The following is a 648-nucleotide window of genomic DNA, read 5'->3' on the forward strand; positions in this document are numbered from 1 at the left end:
GCTGACCCTCGCCGGCGACAGTCAGACCGAAAAGCTGCTGGTCAGCGATCTTCGTTACAACGCCACCGGCCAGCTCGAAACGGAAACCGCCGGCAACGGCGTCATCACCCGCCGCCACTACGACGAGGCCAACGGCAGGCTGACGCAACTGAGCGCCCACAAAGCCGATGGCTCGCCGCTGCAAGACCTGAACTATCTCTATGACCCGGTGGGCAATGTGCTGAGTATCGAAGATGCCGCGCAACCGATCCGCTACTTCAATAACCAACGCATCGAGCCGATCAAAACCTATCGCTACGACACGCTTTACCAGTTGATCTACGCCACCGGTTGCGAGGCCCAATCCGGACGCGGCGGCCCCGCCCTGCCCGATTTTCAATCCCTGCCACTCGATCCCAACCAGATTGCCAACTATACGCAAACCTACCATTACGACGCCGGCGGTAATCTATTGGATCTGATGCATGTCGGCCCGCAAGCCCACAGCCGCACCTTGACCCGTTCCCGCTACAGCAACCGCTGTTTGCCCGAGCGTGACAATCGACCACCGACCGAGGCAGAACTGGCCGCAGGGTTCGATACCAACGGCAATCTGTGTGAATTGCAACCTGGCCAGCGGCTAAGTTGGGACCTGCGCAACCAGCTCAG

General features: G+C 60.0%; 1 pseudogene. It reads left to right on the top strand.

The features are described from left to right. Positions 1–648: pseudogene (locus ACM6IQ_RS22210) on the top strand (RHS repeat protein); the annotation flags it as partial.

This window comes from Pseudomonas sp. IT-P100, assembly GCF_949767185.1.
GTDB classification, from domain to species: domain Bacteria; phylum Pseudomonadota; class Gammaproteobacteria; order Pseudomonadales; family Pseudomonadaceae; genus Aquipseudomonas; species Aquipseudomonas fluorescens_B.